16 protein-coding genes are annotated in these 15,898 nt (G+C 59.7%); 7 read left to right on the top strand and 9 right to left on the bottom strand.

The window, feature by feature from the left end; translation table 11 throughout:
- From RlegSU303_RS17390 to RlegSU303_RS17375, 4 genes are read right to left on the bottom strand one after another with little or no spacing between them, the layout of a single operon-like run.
- Complete coding sequence (locus RlegSU303_RS17390; RefSeq protein ID WP_017961689.1) at positions 1-1,128, bottom strand: ABC transporter permease; 1,128 nt, start codon at positions 1,126-1,128, stop codon at positions 1-3.
- Positions 1,125-2,870: an ATP-binding cassette domain-containing protein gene (locus RlegSU303_RS17385; RefSeq protein WP_017961688.1), complete on the bottom strand. Its 1,746-nt coding sequence runs from the start codon at positions 2,868-2,870 to the stop codon at positions 1,125-1,127. The genes RlegSU303_RS17390 and RlegSU303_RS17385 overlap by 4 nt, the downstream gene beginning before the upstream one ends.
- On the bottom strand, positions 2,867-3,880 hold the full coding sequence (hlyD, locus tag RlegSU303_RS17380) for a secretion protein HlyD (protein WP_017961687.1): 1,014 nt from the start codon (positions 3,878-3,880) through the stop codon (positions 2,867-2,869). The genes RlegSU303_RS17385 and hlyD overlap by 4 nt, the downstream gene beginning before the upstream one ends.
- Entirely contained in the window at positions 3,877-4,581 is a 705-nt protein-coding gene (locus RlegSU303_RS17375) for a CerR family C-terminal domain-containing protein (protein ID WP_131619582.1), read from the bottom strand. Before RlegSU303_RS17375 ends, hlyD begins: the two co-directional genes overlap by 4 nt.
- An 810-nt stretch (positions 4,582-5,391) precedes the next feature.
- On the opposite strand from RlegSU303_RS17375, the gene RlegSU303_RS17370 reads away from it, so the two are divergent.
- Positions 5,392-5,706: a hypothetical protein gene (locus tag RlegSU303_RS17370; protein ID WP_131619583.1), complete on the top strand. Its 315-nt coding sequence runs from the start codon at positions 5,392-5,394 to the stop codon at positions 5,704-5,706.
- Positions 5,707-5,810: 104 nt separating this feature from the next.
- Here the strand turns inward: RlegSU303_RS17370 and RlegSU303_RS17365 are convergent, their stop codons facing one another.
- Complete coding sequence (locus RlegSU303_RS17365; protein WP_131619584.1) at positions 5,811-6,827, bottom strand: NAD-dependent epimerase/dehydratase family protein; 1,017 nt, start codon at positions 6,825-6,827, stop codon at positions 5,811-5,813.
- A 281-nt stretch (positions 6,828-7,108) separates the two neighbouring features.
- Between RlegSU303_RS17365 and RlegSU303_RS17360 the strand changes: the two genes are divergently transcribed.
- Positions 7,109-8,065 carry an endonuclease/exonuclease/phosphatase family protein gene (locus RlegSU303_RS17360; RefSeq protein WP_131619585.1) on the top strand — a complete coding sequence of 319 codons (957 nt, stop codon included), beginning with the start codon at positions 7,109-7,111 and terminating at the stop codon, positions 8,063-8,065.
- 37 nt (positions 8,066-8,102) lie between these two features.
- On the opposite strand, the gene RlegSU303_RS17355 is transcribed toward RlegSU303_RS17360, so the two are convergent.
- From RlegSU303_RS17355 to RlegSU303_RS17345, 3 genes are all read right to left on the bottom strand, one after another.
- A complete protein-coding gene (locus RlegSU303_RS17355) occupies positions 8,103-8,408 on the bottom strand; it encodes a hypothetical protein (protein ID WP_131719155.1) in 306 nt (101 codons plus the stop codon).
- Positions 8,409-8,526: 118 nt separating this feature from the next.
- Positions 8,527-9,954 carry a mannose-1-phosphate guanylyltransferase/mannose-6-phosphate isomerase gene (locus RlegSU303_RS17350; protein WP_017961681.1) on the bottom strand — a complete coding sequence of 476 codons (1,428 nt, stop codon included), beginning with the start codon at positions 9,952-9,954 and terminating at the stop codon, positions 8,527-8,529.
- A gap of 37 nt (positions 9,955-9,991) precedes the next feature.
- On the bottom strand, positions 9,992-11,416 hold the full coding sequence (locus tag RlegSU303_RS17345; protein ID WP_131719154.1) for a phosphomannomutase: 1,425 nt from the start codon (positions 11,414-11,416) through the stop codon (positions 9,992-9,994).
- 239 nt (positions 11,417-11,655) lie between these two features.
- Here RlegSU303_RS17345 and ung point away from each other — a divergent pair, with 239 nt between their 5' ends.
- From ung to RlegSU303_RS17330, 3 genes are all read left to right on the top strand, one after another.
- Positions 11,656-12,357 carry a uracil-DNA glycosylase gene (ung, locus tag RlegSU303_RS17340; protein ID WP_020051285.1) on the top strand — a complete coding sequence of 234 codons (702 nt, stop codon included), beginning with the start codon at positions 11,656-11,658 and terminating at the stop codon, positions 12,355-12,357.
- A gap of 135 nt (positions 12,358-12,492) precedes the next feature.
- On the top strand, positions 12,493-13,425 hold the full coding sequence (locus tag RlegSU303_RS17335; protein ID WP_131644887.1) for a VOC family protein: 933 nt from the start codon (positions 12,493-12,495) through the stop codon (positions 13,423-13,425).
- An 11-nt stretch (positions 13,426-13,436) separates the two neighbouring features.
- Complete coding sequence (locus tag RlegSU303_RS17330; protein WP_017961677.1) at positions 13,437-14,042, top strand: alpha/beta hydrolase; 606 nt, start codon at positions 13,437-13,439, stop codon at positions 14,040-14,042.
- 104 nt (positions 14,043-14,146) lie between these two features.
- On the opposite strand, the gene RlegSU303_RS17325 is transcribed toward RlegSU303_RS17330, so the two are convergent.
- Entirely contained in the window at positions 14,147-14,389 is a 243-nt protein-coding gene (locus tag RlegSU303_RS17325; RefSeq protein ID WP_003542164.1) for a KTSC domain-containing protein, read from the bottom strand.
- Positions 14,390-14,672: 283 nt separating this feature from the next.
- Here RlegSU303_RS17325 and RlegSU303_RS17320 point away from each other — a divergent pair, with 283 nt between their 5' ends.
- Both RlegSU303_RS17320 and RlegSU303_RS17315 read left to right on the top strand, forming a co-directional pair.
- Positions 14,673-15,056, top strand: a complete 384-nt coding sequence (locus RlegSU303_RS17320; protein WP_432431805.1) for a TolC family protein — start codon at positions 14,673-14,675, stop codon at positions 15,054-15,056.
- Positions 15,057-15,848, top strand: coding sequence for a metallophosphoesterase (locus RlegSU303_RS17315; RefSeq protein WP_131629774.1), 792 nt, complete (start codon positions 15,057-15,059; stop codon positions 15,846-15,848).
- The last annotated feature ends 50 nt before the right edge of the window (positions 15,849-15,898 follow it).

Below are 15,898 nucleotides of genomic sequence, written 5' to 3'. Positions count from 1 at the left end.
TCAGCCGATCCTCTTTCTGGTGCTGCGGGCCGCAAGCACGAACATGATGGCGCCGATCGTCAGCATTACGCCGATCGCTTGGCCGAACATCGGCCAGATGTCGCCGGCCAGAAACACCGTCTGCAGGCTGGGGATCAGGTAGCGCGCCGGCACGATGAAGGTGATCCACTGGATCACGGTCGGCATGGAATTGATCTCGAAGAGGAAACCAGACAGCAGGAAAGCAGGGAGGAAGGCCGAGATCAACGCCAGCTGCGAGGCAAGGAACTGGTTCTTCGTTGCCGTCGAGATCAACAGGCCCTGGCCAAGCGCCGGGATCAGGAAAGCGGCCGACAGCGCATAAAGAGCAGCGATGGAGCCGCGGAACGGCACGCCGAAGAGAAAGACCGCAAGCAGCACGCAGAGCGTCATCGAGGTGAGGCCGAGCAGGAAATAGGGCAGGATCTTGCCGGCGAGCAGTTCGACTGCCGTCACCGGCGTCGCCATCATCGCCTCCATCGTGCCCCGCTCCCATTCGCGGGCAACGACGAGCGAGGTCAGAAGCGTGCCGACCAGCGTCATGACGATGGCGATCGAGCCGGGCACGAGGAAATTGCGGCTGGTCAGTTCGGGATTGAACCAGAAGCGCTGTTCCACCGAAATAGCGGGACTGTGGGAGGCGACATCCGCCTGCCTCTGCCGCTCCCAGTTGGCGACAGTGCCTTGGGCATAATTCTGCACGAAATTCGCCGTGTTCGGTTCGGAGCCATCGACGATCACCTGGATATCCGGCCGGTTGCCGGCGGTGTAGCGCGTGGTGAAATCGGCGGGGATGACGACGATGCCGCGCAGCTTGCCGAGCACGAGATCTTCCTCGAACAGACGCCGGTCGCGGCTGATGGCCACATCGAAATAGCGCGAGGCCTGGAAACTGGCCGACAGATCCTGCGTCAGCGGCGTCATCTCCTCGGTCACGAGGCCGATGCGGGTGCGGGTGGTATCGAGCGAGACGCCGTAGCCGAAAAGAAAAAGCAGAATCAGCGGCAGCACGAAAGCGATGAGGATGCTACTCGGATCGCGGATCGCCTGAAAGCTTTCCTTGCGCACGAGGGCCAAGAGACGCCGCATCCGGCCGGAAGAGGTGCTCATGCTGCATCCTCCTTCTCGGATTGCTGTACCAGGGCGATGAAGGCATCCTCCATTGTCGGGTCGGGCAGCTCCTTGGTCGCGACGCGGGCCTTCAATTCATCGGGCGAGCCGAGCGCGATCGAGCGGCCGCGATAGATCAGCGAGATGCGGTCGCAATATTCGGCCTCGTCCATGAAATGAGTGGTGACGAGCACCGTGACGCCCTTTTCGACCAGGGCGTTGATATGCGTCCAGAATTCGCGCCGGGTGATCGGATCGACGCCGGAGGTCGGTTCGTCGAGGAAGAGGGCGCGCGGCTCGTGCATGACGGCGCAGGCGAGCGCCAGACGCTGCTTCAGGCCAAGCGGCAGGTCCTTGGCCGGCTGGCTGACATGGCGGCCGAAATCGAAGATGCCGGCCATCAGCTCGATGCGCTCGCGCCGGTGTCTTCCGCGAAGGCCATAGACGCCGGAGAAGAATTCGAGGTTCTGCATGACTGTCAGATCGCCGTAGAGCGAGAATTTCTGCGCCATATAGCCAAGCTGGTTGCGGGCCTCGGCGGCATCGCGGCGAAGGTCGAAACCGGCAACGCGGCCTTCTCCGCCGGTCGGCTTCAACAGGCCGCAGAGCATCTTAAAGGTGGTGGATTTGCCGGCGCCGTTCGGGCCGAGCAGGCCGAAGATTTCGCCGCGGCGGATATCGAAGCTGATATTGTCGGCAGCGGTGAAATCGCCGAAGCGCTTGGTCAGCCCCTTGGCCTCGATCACCGGCCGGTCGTCCTCGCCTTTCACCGGCTCTTGCGCCTCGGCCAGCCTCGAACGGCCGCCAGGACCACCACCCAGCATGTCGATAAAGGCATCCTCGAAGCGCGGCGGGGCAGGGGTGAGCGTTGCGCCATCGCCGGCCGAGCCGATATCCGGTTTCTTGTCCCTGGCGGCGACGAGGCGGATCGCTTCGCCCTGGATCACGCCGTCGATGACGCCATCGGCCTGCAGAAGCCCCGCAAGCACCTGCCGGCGGCGCCCTGTCATGCCCGAGACGCGGAAAACCCGGTCGTTGACGCGACCGGTCATGTCATCAGGTTTTCCCGAAAAGAGCAGCTTTCCCTGGTTCAAGAGCAGCACATGGTCGCAGGCTTCAGCCTCGTCGAGGTAGGCAGTCGACCAAAGGACGCCGATGCCTTCCTTCGTCAGGTTCTCGACCATCTTCCAGAGGTCGCGGCGCGAGATCGGGTCGACGCCGACGCCCGGCTCGTCGAGCAGCAGCAGGCGCGGCTTCTTCAGAAGCGCGCAGGCAAGGCCGAGCTTCTGCTTCATGCCGCCGGAGAGCTTTCCGGCGAGCCTGCCGGTGAAACGCTTGAGGTCGGTAAAAGTGAGCAACTCGTCGAAGGCGCTTGCGCGTTCGCTCTTCGGCAGGCCCCGCAGATCGGCATAGAGATCGAGGTTTTCCTGCACCGAAAGGTCCTCATAGAGACCGAAGCGCTGCGGCATGTAGCCGATCGCCGCCTGGATGCCGGCGGGGTTCTTACGCGTGTCGAAGCCGAGAACCTCCATCGTTCCCGTGTCGGGCAGCATCAGGCCCGTCATCAGGCGGATCAGCGTCGTTTTGCCGGCGCCGTCAGGGCCGACGAGACCGGTGATTGCGCCGCCGCCGATCATGCCGGAGACGGCGTCAAGGGCGGCTGGCGCATCGCCGAAGCGCTTGGTGACGCCGTCGATCCGGACGAGCGCCTTGTCGTCCTGGCTGGCGTCGGCGGCGGTCATTGTCCACTTGCCGTCAGCGAGGGAAAACGTATCGTGACCGGCATGCCCTGACGCAGATCCGGGCCGGGCTTATCGATGACAACACGCAGGCGATAGACGAGGTCGGTCCTCAGTTCCGGCGTTTCCACCGATTTCGGAGTAAATTCGGCGACCGGCGAGATGAAGCCGATCGTGCCTTCATAGGGTTTGTCGGGCGCCGTATCGGAGGTGACCGCAACCTTCATGCCGGGATGGATGCGGCCGAGATCGGGTTCGGCGACATAGGTGCGCACCCAGACGGGTTCTGTCAGCGATAACACGAAGACGGTGTCTGCCGGCGAGACGATCGCGCCATTCTCTCTGACGCGGGAGAGGATGACGCCGTCGTTCGGCGCGCGCAGTTCGGTATCATCAAGCGAAGTGCGGGCGGAGGCAAGCGTTGCCTGAGCCGCCTTCAACTGGGCGTCGGCGGCGGCGATATCCTCGATACGGGAGCCTTCCAGCAGCAGTTTCAACGCCTCGTTGGCAGAGTCGGAGCGTGCGGCGGCCATGGCCCTTGCAGCAGTCGCCTGATCAAGGCTGGCCTCGGAGATTGTGCCCTGCGGGCGCAACTGGCGGGCTCGGTCATAGGCGAGGTTGGCATTGCGGAGATCGGCAATACTTTCGTCATAAGCGGCGCGCGCCTGGGCGATCTCTGTCGGCCGCGGACCGGCCTTCAGCTTGTCGAGCGTTGCCTGGAGGGCTGCGACATTGGCTTCGCCCGAGCGGACCGCGAATTCATAGGGTGCTGCATCGAGATTTGCGAGAACGTCTCCGCTCTTGATGACGTCGCCTTCGTCGGCATGGAGTTCGGCGAGACGGCCGCTGACACGGAAACCGAGCGAGACCTGGCGGATATCGACATTGCCGTAAAGGACGAACTCGCGGCGGGCCTCAGGCAACCAGCCGAGCTTTTCGGGCAGGCCGTACCACCAGGCGGCGGCACCCGCCGCCACGAGAAGAAGGATGGCTATGGGAAAGATGCGTTTCATGCGGCACTTCCTTTCGATGCGCCGATGGCATCGACCAGCTCTGCGGCGAGGCCGCGCACGGTTTCCACCTGTTCCGGGCCGACGCCCTCCCACTCCATCTGGGCGAGCACGGCTGCATGGGCGACGCGAAAGACGAGGATGCTGCCGAGAAGGGTGAAGGTGCGCAGGCGCACATGTTCCGAGGCGGGATCCTCATGAAGGATGGCGCCGATCAGCCGCCGGCTCATCTCAATCATCGGCCGCATGAGGCCCTGATAGACCCGTGTGAAGGCTTCTGTCGGCTCCATCTGCTCGCGGATCAGGAAGCGCGCCCAGGATTCGGACTCCTTGCCGACGAACAGCGTCACCATGGTCTGCAAAATCTCGGTCAGGAAATGGCGAGCCTCCGCTTCACCAAGCGGTTTGCCTGCAGCATCGAGCGCCAGCAGATGCGCGCCGACGCGCGCCCTCATGTCACCGACATGCGTATTGATCTGCATCATCAGATATTCGGCGGTGGCGATGTAGAGACCTTCCTTGCTGCCGAAATAATAGGGGATTGCCTGCAGGTTGACGCCGGCCGCTTCGGTCAGCTGTCGCGTCGAGGCGCCATCGAAACCATAGCGGCCGAAGACGTCGAGAGCGGCGGTCAGCATCTTCTGGCGCGCGATCTCGGCGCGGGCAGAGGCTGGTGAAGGTTGGTTATCGCGTTCCTGAGTCATGACGGGTTTATAACGCCGATGGACAAATAAGTCAATCGATTGATATATTTCGAAAGTAGATGTTATCGACCGATGCCTTTACTGAGGCAAGGCAAGAACGTGAGATCGCTCATGGCTGGATGCGTGGCCTGATGGGGGATCGATATGTGCCGTTCAGCGTTCGACAAGGCAAAGAGACCCGTGGGAACGGGTCTCTCAGGGTTCTCGGGGTGGGAAGAGGAACCAAGCCTCGGGGTCGGCTGCTAACAGGTAGCGGTATAATATCGCTAATTTTCACGACACTAATATGTCTGGTGCCGACCGGCCGCAAAACAAAAAAGCCGCCACTTTTTCGTGATCCCTGCGGCACTGTTTTGACACAAAACTGCCTTGCTCTTTCCGTATCGCCGGTTCGATGCGTATTCAGATTTATATTATCGCGCTGCTGCTCAGCGCCATCATGTGGTCGATCTCGTTCGATGCGGCGCGAGAATCCTATCATGCCGCGCAAAGCGCGGGATTGATGCCGAACCTGCACATTAACAAGAAGCTGGATCGCATTCTATAAACTGCGATGCAGCGTCCAGGTCAGCGGTACAATTGGCCGATGTTGCGTTCTCGACATCGGGCCAGCGAATGTTTTTGCTATGCGCTCGCGAGCCTTCCGAGAGAAAGTCAAATTTCGTAAAATTTGACCGATCTGCTTAAAAGCCCTGAAAATACTGATGTGTAGAGTGGTCTCATGAAAGCGACCGAAGCGTGGACAGACGCGTCGATCGTTTGGAGCCGGGCAAACCGAACGCCCGCTGATCCGCAAACGGGGACTTCAACATGCACAGAACTCTTGCCGCCATCGCCTTGACCCTGACCATCACTGCCGCTGCCGAGCCGGCATTCGCCGTCGGCCCCGCCAGCCTTGCCCGCGACCTGATGTACACCTCCGCCATCGGCCATGCGCCCGAAGTTCCGTTGACGACTCGCGCCGGTTTCGTGCGCCCAGGCGTTCCTTTCGTCCTGCGCAGCCCGGCTGCGGTCGAGGGCGAGGGCTATCGGCTCAAGACCTATTCGCAGAGCCTGACCGTTGTCGTCGGTTACGTGTTTTCGACAGCGGTCGAGGCCGTGCAGGCGGTTACGTTTCTTCGCTGATACCTAGCCAGATCTTAGGTCGATCAGGGCCTAAGTTCATCCGCACCTAAAGCGCGTCGCATGTCGTTGTCGCAAAACCATTACGCACTTTTGCGCGACATCCGCTAGGCGTCGAGTTCGCCGCGCACATCGAGATACCAGTCGACGAAGGCCTTGACGCCGATCTCCAGGGTCGTATCCGGCTTGTAGCCCGTCAGCGCGACGAGCAGATCGGGGGCCGCGAAGGTACGCGGCACATCACCTTTCTGCATCGCCAGCATCTTGCGGATGGCAGGACGGCCGAGCGCCTTTTCCACCGTTTCGACGAAATCCATCAGGCTGACCGGCTGGCCGCCGCCAATATTGACGACGCGAAAGGGCGCCTGGCGCGAGAGCGTTTCGACAGCCGTGTTTTCGAGGCGATTTCCCTCGGACGGGACGACCGCCGATAGCCTGACAATCGCCTCAATGAGATCGTCTATATAGGTGAAGTCACGGCTCATATTGCCTTCGCCGTAGATCTCGATCGGCTGGCCTTCGAGCATGTTCTTGGTGAATTTGAACAGCGCCATGTCAGGGCGGCCCCACGGGCCATAAACGGTGAAAAAGCGAAAGGCCGTGGTCGGAATCTTGTGAAGATGGGCATAACTGTGCGCCATCAGTTCCATCGATTTCTTCGTCGCCGCATAGATGGTCAGCGGCTCGTCGGCGCGATCGGTCTCGCGAAAGGGGACGGTTGCATTGGCGCCATAGATCGATGATGTCGAGGCCAGCATCAGATGGCGGATTTCGACGCGCCGCGCGATTTCCATGATATTCCACGAGCCTTCGACGTTCGAACGAAGATAGGCCTCGGGATTTTCCAGGCTGTAGCGCACGCCGGCCTGTGCGGCGAGGTGAATCAGGATGTCGGGCTTGGCCGCCAGAACAGCCGCTTCCAGCGCTGGCCGGTCCTCGAGCATTGATATGACGGGTTTGAAGGCCGGAAACTGGGAGAGTGCCGCATGGCGCATCTCCTTGAGCTTGACGTTGTAATAGGGAGTGAGGCCATCAAAGCCTGTGACGTCATGCCCCTCTTGCAGCAGGCGCCTCGCCAGATGAAAACCGATAAAGCCGGCAGTCCCTGTAATGAAGTAGCGCATTCCCACCTTTTCTCGGCTCCCTGCCGACGGCAAAGAGCCGATTCCGTATCAAGTGACCCCACTTACAAGATAAAAAGAGGCCGAGTCGATAGGCCTTTCAACGAGAAGGCCACAGCCCCGTCTCTACCGTCGGCGGCCTGTCCGCTGCTGCCTTGCCGGATGAGGGCCAGACCATCGATATCGTCTGTCGGTCAGCCGCAACTCCCGGCCGTTATGCTGCATTGCAACATGGTGGCTTGCATGTTATGGCCGGCCGGTCGTCTGCAAGCAGGTCAGGATCGATGAGAGATATAATTTATTGGATTCTCTGCGCGTTTCTGACTGTTGCCATCGCGATCGTGTTGTTACGCTATGTCACGAACTTCTGGCTTCTGTCCTTCGTCTACAGCTTTCAACTTCACCTCGGCGTCGTGTTCGTCGCTGCCAGTCTCGTCGTTCTGGCTATCAAAAGGCAGATTTACGGCTTTATCCTTCTGCTTGCCTCGATTCTTCTCATCGCTCACGGCGTCATCATGCTGCGCGAGTTCTCGCAGGGCGACAGAGGCACCGACAGGCCGCCGCTTTTTCGTCTGATGTCGTTCAACATCGCGATCGACAACTGGAAAAACTCGACTGAAATCACCGACATGGTGATCGCGTCGAATGCCGACGTCGTCAATCTGCTCGAAGCCAAGCCGCTGACGTTTCACCTGCAGCGATTGTTCAAGGCCTATCCCTACCATATCGGCTGCGATACCGGGAAGGATACATGCGATACGCTGGTGCTGTCCAAACGCCCGTTCGTCAGCCGGCAGGTCGCGAGCATGGGCAGTCTTCGAAAAAACAGGCTTGTTATAGCAAGCGTCGATTTCGACGGCGAAACTATCAATCTGCTTTCGGCGCACCTGACCAAACCATATTTCGACGATTTCCAGATGGCTGAATTGGAAGATCTCGGCAAAGCGCTTGGCTCGATCGACGGGCCTCTGGTGCTGTCAGGTGATTTCAACTCCTCGGCGATCGCCCCGAGCATCCAAGCTTTCCTGCGCGAGCAGAAGCTGAAAACGATCACGCCAGAACCGGCAACATGGCCGATCGGCGCCGGCGCGCTCGGGATCGCCATCGACCACATATTTGTGCGCGCGCCGCTTCATCTGACATCGCTGAAACGTCTCGACGACAATCTCGGCTCGAACCATTCGGGCTTGATCGCCGACTTCGTTCTCGACAAGGACGGCGAAACTTCAACGGCAAAATGACTTTACCTGTGCAAGGAAATCCTGCCGGGGCTACAGATCAGAATCTGGTTCGGCCGCCTTTTTTGTCGATCATTTGAAACCTCTTGCCGTCGGTCTTCACGTTGACGCAATCGGTCTTCCTGCTGGGGAACAGGACGCACACCTGGCCATTGGTTATCTTGTAGCCATTCTTATTGCCGTCGCGATATTCGTAGCCGTTCTTGCTTTCTTTCAGTTCGGACGTACCGGGCAGGTGCTGGCGAATTTCCGACTCGCTTGCGGTTCGCATGCTTGCCGTTTCGGCAAACGCCATTCCCGGCACCATAATTGCAAGAAATCCGGCGAGGACGGGCAAGGTACGCATCAGGGGGATATCTCCGGTCATGTCTGTCGGTACATCTATTCTACGAGAACCCCAAGAGGAAATTCAACAGCCAGGATGGTCGCGCCGGAAAGGCCCGACCATCGCTCCGGCTGCGATTTTACGTTCTTCCAAACTCATCGACGATACGAATGATGTCGTCCTCGCCGAGGTAGGAGCCCGTCTGAACTTCGATGAGCTCGAGAAGAATCTTTCCGGGGTTGGCGAGGCGGTGGACTTCGCCCAGCGGAATGTAGACGCTTTCGTTCTCGCGCAGCATACGCACGTTCTCGCCGACCGTCACCTCAGCCGTTCCCTTGACGACGATCCAGTGTTCGGAGCGATGGTGGTGTTTTTGCAGCGAAAGCTTCTTGCCCGGCGTGACGAAGATGCGCTTCACCTGGAAGCGATCGCCGTTGAAGATGGAGGTATAGCCGCCCCACGGGCGATAGGATGTCGGATGGGTTTCGGCGAATTTCGCAGTAGTGGAGGACGAGGCCAGCATTTTAACCAATTGTCCAACATTCTGGCTGTCTTTAAGCGGCCCGACATAGACGGCGTCCTCGCTGGCGATGACGGCGACATCCTCCATACCTTGGACGGCAAGATGCACGCCATGGGTCATAACGAGCGAGTTGCGGGTATTGACGACGGTGGTGTTTGCAGCGGCGACATTGCCGTTGTTGTCGCGTGCGCCTGATTTCCAGACGGCATCCCAGCTTCCCATGTCTGACCATTTGAACGGCGAGGGGACGACGGCGGCCTTGGAGGTCTTTTCCATGATCGCGTAGTCGATGGAGATATCGGGGCTCTTGGCGAAATGGTCGGCGTCGAGGCGGGTGAAATCAAGGTCGCGGCTTGCCTTCGAAACGGCTTTGCTGGCCGCCTTCAGCACATCGGGTGCATATTCCTGCAGTTCGGCGATGAGTTCCGTCACCGGGAACATGAAGATGCCCGAGTTCCAGTAGAAGCCGCCGTCGGCGAGCATCTGCTCGGCCTTCTCGAGTGCCGGCTTTTCGATAAAGCGCTTGACCTTGTGCGCACCGTTTTTGAGCGCGTCGCCGATCTCGATATAGCCGTAGCCTGTCGCCGGCTCCGTCGGGTTGATGCCGAAAGTGACGAGGCTGCCTTCGGCGGCGGCATCGCGGGCGATGCGGATGCAATCGAAATAGCTCTCATCGGCAAGGATCTCGTGATCCGAGGCGAGCATCTGGATGATGGTGCCCTTGCCGAACAGCTCGCCAGCGAGCGTTGCAGCGGCGGCCACTGCCGCGGCAGTGTTGCGGGCGACCGGTTCGAGCAGCACGGCAGCGAGAGGGACGGCGAGCGCGCGGGCCTGCTCGGCGACCAGGAAGCGGAATTCCTCATTGGTGACGACGATAGGGGCTTCATAGAGCTCCGGATTGGAAACGCGTTCGAGGGTTTCCTGAAACAGCGTCTTGTCGCCGACGAACTGGATGAATTGTTTCGGTGCGGTGGCACGGGAAAGCGGCCAGAGCCGCGTGCCTTTGCCGCCGGCCATGATCACGGGAACGATTTTCTGCGTCATAGGCGGGTTCCTTGAAAAAAGCGTGTTCGTCGCATGTTTAGCGGGCTTCTGCCCAGTCTCGTATACGTGTTAGCCCGGCGGTCAGAAGATCCAGGGCTGCTGTCTCGCTCCTGGCTTCCACGTAACAGCGCATTTCCGGCGCATTGCCGGACGGGCGGAAATGGATGATCCTACCGTCTTCCAGTGTCACGCGAAGTCCGTCGATGTCAGACTTCGTCGCCACTTCGCCGATCGGCTGCAGGAAGGCCGAAAGATTTTCATCGGTGGCACGCAGATACTGCATCAGCGCCGCGCTTGTCTCGACCGGAAAATTCTCCAGGCGGTCGGCGGCGGCAAATGGCAGATGATAGGAGGCGGCAACGGCCGAAAGCGGCTGCTTGCGGGTGGCGGCGAGCGATAGGATCGCGAGCATCGGGATAAAACAATCGCGTGTCGGCAAGGCACGCACGTTCCGGCCGTTGATATCAAAGGCGGTTGCAGTCAGCAGCCCGCCATTGGCTTCAAAGCCCATGACATGATCCTTGCCAGCCGCCACAGCCTCTACCATGCCTGAAATGACGAAGGGTGAGCCGACGCGGGTGCGCCGGACGGCGAAAGAGCCCGCGGCCTCGATGCCCGAATTGGAGGTAACCGGTGTCACCACCGTGCCGGCACCGAGGAAATTGGCTGCCACAAGGCCGAGAAGGTCACCGCGCAACGGCGTGCCGGTTTCGTCTGCGACCAGCGGGCGGTCGCCGTCGCCATCGGTAGAGACGATCGCATCGAACTTGTGCTCGGACACCCAGCGCTTCATCAGCGTGATCGTCTCGTCGGAAACGGCTTCGGTGTCGACGGGAATGAAACTCTCGGAACGTCCGAGAGCGGTGATTTCGGCGCCGTAATGGGCGAGAACATCAACCAACAGGTCGCGGGCGACGCTGCTGTGCTGGTAGACACCGATCTTCATGCCGGACAGCGCGCCTTGCGGAAGCAGGGCTGTATTGCGTTCGAAAAAGAGCTGACGGCAGATCGCTTCATGCTCCTCTGTCTCGGCTGGCGCCTGCGTCACCGCTTCACCGGTTCGCTCGATCTCGACCGCCAATGCGGTGATAGCAGCCTCGTCCGATTTGTCGATCTCACCATCCGGGCGATAGAATTTGATGCCGTTGCGGTCCGCCGGAATATGCGAGCCCGTAACCATCAGGCAGGCGGCGTTGCTCTCGAGGCCATAGAGGGCAAGGGCGGGTGTGGGGACGGTGCCGCAGTCGAATATCCGGAAGCCGAGCGCGGCAAGCGCACCGGCACAATTCCCCGAGATTTCAGGGCTTGAATCGCGAAAATCGCGGCCGATCAGAATGACGTCGCCGGCCCGCGCCTTGCCGGTCTGCAGCAGATATTTGCCGAACGCGGTGGCGTAGAGGGCGGAGGCGCGTCCCTTGAGGTCGACTGAAAGTCCGCGAAGGCCGCTGGTGCCGAATTTCATGGGAAGACATGGCTCCGATTTCACGATCAAAGTTCTACTCAGGCCGCCTGCCGGCGTAAATACCAAAGCCATCATATAGTTAAATACGGACGACGGTGCCTCGGATAGTCTCTTGCAATCTTCTCTCACCGAATTCTGGAGGTGTAGACCCATTGCCGCGCCGGCAGGCATTGCAGCGTAGATCGATTTTGTTAGAACCGTGTGTCCGTTGTTTCGTCATATGCGAAGGATTTTCCTAGATGAGCGATACATCCGTCAGTCTCGAGGAGAGCTGGAAAGCCGCGCTGGAGGGGGAGTTTTCAAGCCCCTACATGCAACAGCTCAAATCCTTCCTCGTCGCGCAGAAGCAGGTCGGCAAGCGGATTTTCCCCAAGGGCAGCGAATATTTCCGCGCCCTCGATCTGACGCCGATCTCCAACGTCAAGGCCGTCATCCTCGGCCAGGACCCGTATCATGGACTCGGGCAAGCCCATGGACTGTGTTTCAGTGTCCGTCCGGGCGTGCGCATACCGCCCTCCCTGGTCAATATCTACAAGGAGATGGAGACGGATCTTGGCATAGCGCCGGCACGTCACGGTTTTCTCGAACATTGGGCAAAGCAGGGCGTACTCCTGCTAAACAGCGTGCTGACCGTTGAGGAAGGGCAGGCGGCTGCTCATCAGGGCAAGGGGTGGGAACGCTTCACCGACGCCGTCATCCGCAAGGTCAACGATGAATGCGAATCCGTGGTCTTCATGCTGTGGGGTTCCTATGCCCAACGCAAGGCCGCCTTTGTCGATACGACGCGGCATCTCGTGCTCCGGGCGCCGCATCCCTCGCCGCTTTCGGCCCATAACGGGTTTTTTGGCTGCGGGCATTTTTCGAAGGCGAATGCCTTCCTGCAGTCGCGCGGACGTGCGCCGATCGACTGGCAATTGCCGGCCGATCCCCATGGGGCGTAGGTGTGAACGGACTTTGGCGTTCGTTCACTAAAAGAAGACAATGCGTTTTGGTCTATGGGTCTGTTCTACGGGAGTTTCAGCGCGCATCTTAGCCTCATCGAAAGCCCGCAACGGCGGGCATGAAAGGGGTTTGACATGCTCGATCAGATCAAGGGTCTGCACCACGTCACGTCGATGGCGCAGGATGCCCGCACCAACAACCAGTTTTTCACCAGTGCGCTCGGCCTGCGACGCGTCAAGAAGACGGTGAATTTCGACGCGCCCGATGTCTATCACCTTTATTATGGTGACGAGACCGGTGCGCCCGGCAGGGTCATGACCTATTTTCCGTTCCCAAAGATGGCGCAGGGCCGTCCCGGTACCGGCGAAGTTGGCACGACGGTGTTTTCCGTTCCGCAGGGCTCGCTCGGCTTCTGGAGCGATCGCTTTGCAGCGCTTGGTGTCGGCGGCCTGAAGGCCGAGGAAAGTTTCGGCGAAAAACGGCTGAACTTCTCCGGCCCGGATGGCGATGGCTTCGCGCTCGTCGAGGTAAAGGATGACGCCCGCCAGGCCTGGACACATGGCGGCATCAGCGAAGACCATGCCATTTACGGCTTCCACTCCGTCGCCATGCGGCTGAGGGACGAAGGCGCCACGGCCGAACTCTTGAAGTTCATGGGTTACGAGGTCGCCGAGGAAAGGGACGGCGTCAAGCGGCTGATCAAGCCTTCCGGCAATGGCGCGCATCTCATCGATCTCGAGACCATGCCGAACATTGCCCGCGCCCTTCCGGGTGCCGGCTCCGTCCACCATGTCGCCTTCGCCGTCGAAAACCGCGAGAAGCAACTCGAAGTGCGCAAGGCGCTGATGGACACCGGTTATCAGGTCACGCCGGTGATCGACCGCGATTATTTCTGGGCGATCTATTTCCGCACGCCGGGCGGCGTGCTGTTCGAGGTCGCGACCAGTGAGCCCGGCTTCGACCGCGACGAGGATACGGCCCATCTTGGCGAAGCCCTGAAACTGCCGCAACAGCACGCCCATCTTCGCGCGCTGCTCGAGCAGCATCTGCAGCCGCTCGAAGTGTGAGGAGAGGCGATATGACCGAAACCGGATATGTGCACCGGCTGCATGCCGGTGCACCTGATAAACCCATCCTGCTGGTGCTGCACGGCACCGGCGGCGACGAGAACCAGTTCTTCGACTTCGGCCGGCGCCTGCTGCCTGAAGCGACGATTCTCTCGCCGCGCGGCGATGTTTCCGAACATGGCGCGGCGCGCTTCTTTCGCCGCACCGGGGAGGGGGTCTACGACATGCCCGATCTCTCACGCGCGACGGAGAAGATGGCCGCCTACATCAAGGCATTCGCTGACGAGCACCAGGCTTCCCATATTCTCGGCCTGGGTTTTTCGAACGGCGCAAATATTCTTGCCAATGTCCTGATCGAGAAGGGTATCTTCGATGCCGCGGTTCTGATGCACCCGCTCATTCCGTTTCAACCCGAAGCCCAGTCGACGCTGGCGGGAAGAAAGGTGCTGATGACGGCCGGGCAACGGGATCCTATCGCGCCCGTCTCCATGACCGAGGCGCTGTCCGAACATCTGAAAAACCGAGGGGCGGAGATCAGGGTGGTCTGGCATCCCGGCGGTCACGAGATTGCGCCGCTCGAGATCAATGCGGTCCGCGATTTTCTCGGCGGTTATTGACGGCGTGCACCATCGGTCGGCGGGAAACTGGTTTGCGGGACCGGCGAATGCCGGTCCCGCATCTTTGCTGAAACAAGGATCCTATCGTCGTGATCGATAGGACATTAGGGGCGAGGAGGATATTTGCCCCTGATTGCCTTCATGTAGAAATTTCCCGGTGATTCCGCCATCGTCAACCCGACGACGACGCCCTTGGGAACGCCTTCATATTCTCGCCTCTGACCGTTGGTCAGATAGACCCGTAGATGCCGGCTGTCTTCGTCGTAGGTGATCGCCTCGATAAGTTTCGAATCAACCGCAGTTTCCACTTTGCACCCCGCAATTTTGGATCTGAGATTCCTGATCAAGAAATGTCATTCACACTCGCAACGCACCATCATTATGCTGCGCCGCGGGGGCGTCAAGCATCATCTTCTTTAACGTTCATTTTTTCCTGATGGCTATCGTTATGGTTGATTTTTACAGCTTTTTCGAAGGTGTGACCTGTGAAAATCCGATACCAGTGGCTCCTCCATTTGGGGAATATTAGCCGATAACGTCGCGAGAAACGCAATAATCGCCGGTTTAACGCCGGATTAACCATCATATAGCAAACTATAGCGTAATATTAACCGCAGCACCCTCCCGAGTATGAATGATTACATCCGCAAGGCGGAGCGTCACCTCGCCGCCGCAACGGCCAATATCGGCGTTGCCGAGTCGCAGGCGCTGCGTGCTCAGGTGAAGATCACGCAGGAGACTCTTGCGCTTTCAATCGGGAGCTACAAGGATGGACAATCATCCTTGCTTGATGCTGGATGCGCAGCGTTCGGCCGCGACCAGTCAGGCCAACCTGGCGCAGGCGGTGCAGCGATGGCGAGGGATTATGCTCCGAATGTGGCAATTGGTTCGGGTACAACTTCGGTGGGGCCGCGATCAGGCCAAATTCTTATGAACACTGAGCCTCGTGCCGTTGCAGCGATGGATAAGAGATGGATTGTTTCCGACAATCTGCCATTCGGTCGGGGCTCATAAATGGGTTCCATGTTTAACTATCTAGCGCCGTGGCGACAACAGATACCCATACTGGCTGGCAACCGTAAAAGACGCGCTCGGCTGACGTTTGCCGAAGGCGAATTCGCTGCGGTCTACGCGATGAGTGATGTTCACGGATGTTACAAGGAGCTCGTCGAGGCACATCGCCGCATCGAGGAGGATGCCGCGCGCATTCCGGGGCCGAAACTCATCGTCATGCTCGGCGATTATGTCGATCGCGGGCCTGATTCGAGCGCGGTGCTGGAATTCTTGAGCAGGACCCCGCCGCCGGGGTTTCAACGTTTCGTCCTGTGCGGCAATCATGACGCGGAGCTGGTGAAGCTCTATCGCAAACCGGCGCGCATTCTCGAATGGCTCGGCTTTGCCGGAACGGAGACGCTGCACTCATACGGTATCGATATCGAGCATCTGCTGCAGTCGGCGGCCGGAAGCGAAACAATCGCCCGCGTCATTCGCAACATGATACCCGAACGGCATATCCGATTTCTGGAATCGCTGCCGGTCATGCTGCGGATGGGAAGGATCCTCTTTGTTCATGCGGGCATCAGGCCGGGCATCGACCTCAAAAGGCAGAAGGATAGCGACCTCATGTGGATCCGTCAGCCCTTCCTGGATGAAGGGCCGCAGCTTCCTGTCCTGGTGATTCATGGGCACACCCCGGCGCGAATCCCGACATTCGGTCCGCAACGCATCGGCATCGACACCGCAGTTTCGGCGACGGGCCGGCTGACTGTGCTGACGATAAAGGGGACGCGGGTCGGAATTCTTTAAATCGGTGAGCATGATGTCGTCCGAAACGCTTACACTTTCGGCGTCATGCC

The organism is Rhizobium sp. SU303, from assembly GCF_021052345.1.
In the GTDB taxonomy this organism is placed as follows: Bacteria; Pseudomonadota; Alphaproteobacteria; order Rhizobiales; family Rhizobiaceae; genus Rhizobium; species Rhizobium laguerreae.
This window is presented reverse-complemented; position numbering and strand designations above follow the sequence as displayed.

Excerpts from the sequence above, each read along its gene's own strand:
- RlegSU303_RS17390 (WP_017961689.1), bottom strand. The coding sequence starts at position 1,128 with ATGAGCACCTCTTCCGGCCGGATGCGGCGTCTCTTGGCCCTCGTGCGC.
- RlegSU303_RS17385 (WP_017961688.1), bottom strand. The coding sequence starts at position 2,870 with ATGACCGCCGCCGACGCCAGCCAGGACGACAAGGCGCTCGTCCGGATC.
- hlyD (WP_017961687.1), bottom strand. The coding sequence starts at position 3,880 with ATGAAACGCATCTTTCCCATAGCCATCCTTCTTCTCGTGGCGGCGGGT.
- RlegSU303_RS17375 (WP_131619582.1), bottom strand. The coding sequence starts at position 4,581 with ATGACTCAGGAACGCGATAACCAACCTTCACCAGCCTCTGCCCGCGCC.
- RlegSU303_RS17370 (WP_131619583.1), top strand. The coding sequence starts at position 5,392 with ATGCACAGAACTCTTGCCGCCATCGCCTTGACCCTGACCATCACTGCC.
- RlegSU303_RS17365 (WP_131619584.1), bottom strand. The coding sequence starts at position 6,827 with ATGCGCTACTTCATTACAGGGACTGCCGGCTTTATCGGTTTTCATCTG.
- RlegSU303_RS17360 (WP_131619585.1), top strand. The coding sequence starts at position 7,109 with ATGAGAGATATAATTTATTGGATTCTCTGCGCGTTTCTGACTGTTGCC.
- RlegSU303_RS17355 (WP_131719155.1), bottom strand. The coding sequence starts at position 8,408 with ATGCGTACCTTGCCCGTCCTCGCCGGATTTCTTGCAATTATGGTGCCG.
- RlegSU303_RS17350 (WP_017961681.1), bottom strand. The coding sequence starts at position 9,954 with ATGACGCAGAAAATCGTTCCCGTGATCATGGCCGGCGGCAAAGGCACG.
- RlegSU303_RS17345 (WP_131719154.1), bottom strand. The coding sequence starts at position 11,416 with ATGAAATTCGGCACCAGCGGCCTTCGCGGACTTTCAGTCGACCTCAAG.
- ung (WP_020051285.1), top strand. The coding sequence starts at position 11,656 with ATGAGCGATACATCCGTCAGTCTCGAGGAGAGCTGGAAAGCCGCGCTG.
- RlegSU303_RS17335 (WP_131644887.1), top strand. The coding sequence starts at position 12,493 with ATGCTCGATCAGATCAAGGGTCTGCACCACGTCACGTCGATGGCGCAG.
- RlegSU303_RS17330 (WP_017961677.1), top strand. The coding sequence starts at position 13,437 with ATGACCGAAACCGGATATGTGCACCGGCTGCATGCCGGTGCACCTGAT.
- RlegSU303_RS17320 (WP_432431805.1), top strand. The coding sequence starts at position 14,673 with ATGAATGATTACATCCGCAAGGCGGAGCGTCACCTCGCCGCCGCAACG.
- RlegSU303_RS17315 (WP_131629774.1), top strand. The coding sequence starts at position 15,057 with ATGGGTTCCATGTTTAACTATCTAGCGCCGTGGCGACAACAGATACCC.